At 58.9% G+C, this 2,645-nt stretch carries 4 protein-coding genes; 2 read left to right on the top strand and 2 right to left on the bottom strand.

What is annotated here, in order from left to right; all coding sequences use genetic code 11:
• Together Q7T36_RS17895 and Q7T36_RS17890 are read left to right on the top strand one after the other, a co-directional pair.
• Positions 1-230, top strand: a 230-nt coding sequence (locus tag Q7T36_RS17895; protein ID WP_304852073.1) for a hypothetical protein, incomplete at its 5' end; no start/stop codon positions are given.
• A 92-nt stretch (positions 231-322) separates the two neighbouring features.
• Positions 323-1,408 carry a lipocalin-like domain-containing protein gene (locus Q7T36_RS17890; RefSeq protein ID WP_370690150.1) on the top strand — a complete coding sequence of 362 codons (1,086 nt, stop codon included), beginning with the start codon at positions 323-325 and terminating at the stop codon, positions 1,406-1,408.
• 355 nt (positions 1,409-1,763) lie between these two features.
• Here the strand turns inward: Q7T36_RS17890 and Q7T36_RS17885 are convergent, their stop codons facing one another.
• Together Q7T36_RS17885 and Q7T36_RS17880 are read right to left on the bottom strand one after the other, a co-directional pair.
• Complete coding sequence (locus Q7T36_RS17885) at positions 1,764-2,090, bottom strand: hypothetical protein (RefSeq protein WP_304852070.1); 327 nt, start codon at positions 2,088-2,090, stop codon at positions 1,764-1,766.
• 322 nt (positions 2,091-2,412) lie between these two features.
• A partial coding sequence (locus Q7T36_RS17880; protein ID WP_304852067.1) for a DTW domain-containing protein occupies positions 2,413-2,645 on the bottom strand: 233 nt, incomplete at its 5' end.

The following is a 2,645-nucleotide window of genomic DNA, read 5'->3' as shown; positions in this document are numbered from 1 at the left end:
AGAAGGAAACCAGGATGACAACTGACCAGTACCGCATTGAAGGCACAGACAGGCTGATCGGTCGCTTGCTCGCATCACCCAACTTTAACCACCTTTACAGAAACTACTCGCTGGCCGTGGCCGTGGCGGTCAAAAGTCTGGCCGACCCGACCTGTCAGGAAGTCCGGGTGGTGCATGTACCCACCGGCGAAATTGTTTTTCAGACCACGGCCCAGCCCCAAGTCTATTGAACGCGGGCCGCAGCGCCAGCGGCCTTGCTGCGAGAATCGGGGCATGCGCCCTCGTCAAATTTTCCTGATGCATTCCGTGCGGGCCCGCTGACATGCGCCGACTGCCCGCCAGCCTGCTTCGCCGCCATTTTTTGCTCGCCGGGATGGCGGGCCTTGCAAGCTGGCCCCACCCCGCCCTAGCCCTGCCCGCCAAGGCCCTGGTTTTTCCGCGCGACCGGGGCGCGCACCCCGACTTCAGGACCGAGTGGTGGTACATCACAGGACAGGCATCAACTACGGAGCCGGGCTCACGCAGCTTTGGTTTTCAGCTCACGTTTTTCCGCGCCCGGGTCGAGGCCACGCAGGCCATGACCTCGAAATTTGCCGCCAAACAGCTGCTGTTTGCCCATGCCGCCATCACCGATGTGGCGGGCAGGAAACTCTGGCACGACCAGCGCATTGCGCGCGCCGGCTTTGGCGTGGCCGAGGCGAGCGAGCAGGACATGGCCGTCACGCTGCGCGACTGGTCGCTAAAAGCCGAGGGCAGCACCTATATCGCAGAACTGCCGGCGGCGGACTTTGCCCTGAAGCTGCAGTTTGAGGAAACCCAGAACGTGCTGCTGCAAGGCAAGCAGGGCTTGTCCCGCAAAGGGCCCGATGAAAAGCAGGCCAGCTACTACTACAGCCAGCCCCAACTGGCCACGCGCGGCAGCCTGCAGGTGCAGGGCAAAACGTTTGAGGTGACCGGCAAGGCCTGGCTGGACCACGACTGGAGCCAGGAACTGCTGCACCCGAGCGCGGTGGGCTGGGACTGGATCGGCATGAACCTGGCGGACGGCAGCGCACTGACGGCGTTCAGGCTGCGCGACAAGGACGGCAACGCGGTATGGGACGGCGGCTCGTTCCGGTCAGCCCAGGGCATGCTCACCATTTTCAGCCGGGGCGACGTGGTATTCAAACCCGTGCGGCACTGGAAAAGCCCGCTGACCCAGGCCAGCTACCCGGTGGAATGGATGGTGCGCACCCCCACCGACGCCTATACGGTGCGGGCCGTGATCGACAACCAGGAACTCGACAGCCGCCAGTCGACCGGCGCCATTTACTGGGAAGGCCTGAGCGCGCTAATAGGCAGCAACGGCCAGCCGGTGGGCAGCGGTTACCTGGAAATGACGGGTTACGCCCAGGCGCTGCGGCTGTAACACGGCCGCCGGCAACACCTAAGGGCGCAGGAAATTACAATTATGTTAGTCATTCACTTTCGTCATTGCGAGCGTAGCGCGGCGATCCATGGCTGCGCTTTTCCTACGATGGATCGTCACGACCAACGACCTCGCGATGACGAAGGTTTTTGAGCAGATTTTTTGAGAAAGCAGGCCTGGAATTGAGGTTTAGGGAGCGGGGTAGGAGGCCAGCAGTGCGTTCGCACCATGTGAAGCTTTATCCAACATCGCTGGAGTCAAGAATTAACCAAACAGAGGGTAAATCAGTCTATGAAGCTCACATGGAAAGTGCTTATTGGAATAATCACGGTTTGGTTCGTCGCCACGCTAGTTGTCAGTGATGGAAATCGATATTGTTCAGACGGAACAACAACCTTAAGCTCAGGGCCGGGAACATGCTCTTGGCATGGTGGAAAAGGCAATCAACCTGAGAAAAGAATCGCAAACTACATTCTTTTGGCCGCTCTCGGTGTCTGGGCTTATGCATCTTTCTTTCGTGGCGGACAGGCCTCGGAGCTTGTTCCGCCAAAGTCGCTTCCGACAACTCTAGTAGAGCCTCCTTCTCCTCGTATTCAATCGCCTGCACCTGCACCTGCACCTGCACCTGCACCTTCATCAAGGCCAGTTCAATCCCTACCACCGCGAGTGCGTCCGAAGGCACCGCCGTGTCCAGGATGTGGAGACGTTATGCGCCTACGTAAGGCAAAAAGAGGCCGGAATAGAGGTCACTATTTTTGGGGGTGTACTAATTACCCAAAATGCACAGGAACGCTCGATTGCACTAAGTGAGCCGAGCGTAAAGTGGCGCCCTAGCTGCGTCAATGTTTGGCACCTACCAAGTCAAACCAATGATTTTTTGGCTTTAGGCGGTCGTTTGACCCCCTACTTGGGGTTGCTTCAGGAAACGGAAAATAAAGCACGTTAATGATTGAACTGCCTGGCCTTTTATCGAAAACGAAGGTATTTTGGTGATGTCCACGCACTCAAGCCCGATAGCCCGCCTGCTGCGCCACAAACCCGTCAAACGCGGCCAGCAGCGGGGCAAACAGATCGGCATTCCCTTCAAGCTGCGCCAGCGCGGCGCAGGTGGCTTCCAGGGTCGACAACTGGTCAGGTTTGTGCGCCTTGCGAATCCGGTAGTGGGACACGGGCATGTCCTGCAGAGCCAGCCGGGGCAGCCGGTGCAGCAGCGGGTTGAGGTAAAGCATCTTGCGGC

Origin of the sequence: Fluviicoccus sp., from assembly GCF_030646115.1 — a bacterium.
Classification (GTDB): Bacteria; Pseudomonadota; Gammaproteobacteria; order Pseudomonadales; family Moraxellaceae; genus Fluviicoccus.
The sequence above is the reverse complement of the archived record's forward strand: the minus strand, read 5'-3'. Positions and strand labels throughout refer to the sequence as shown.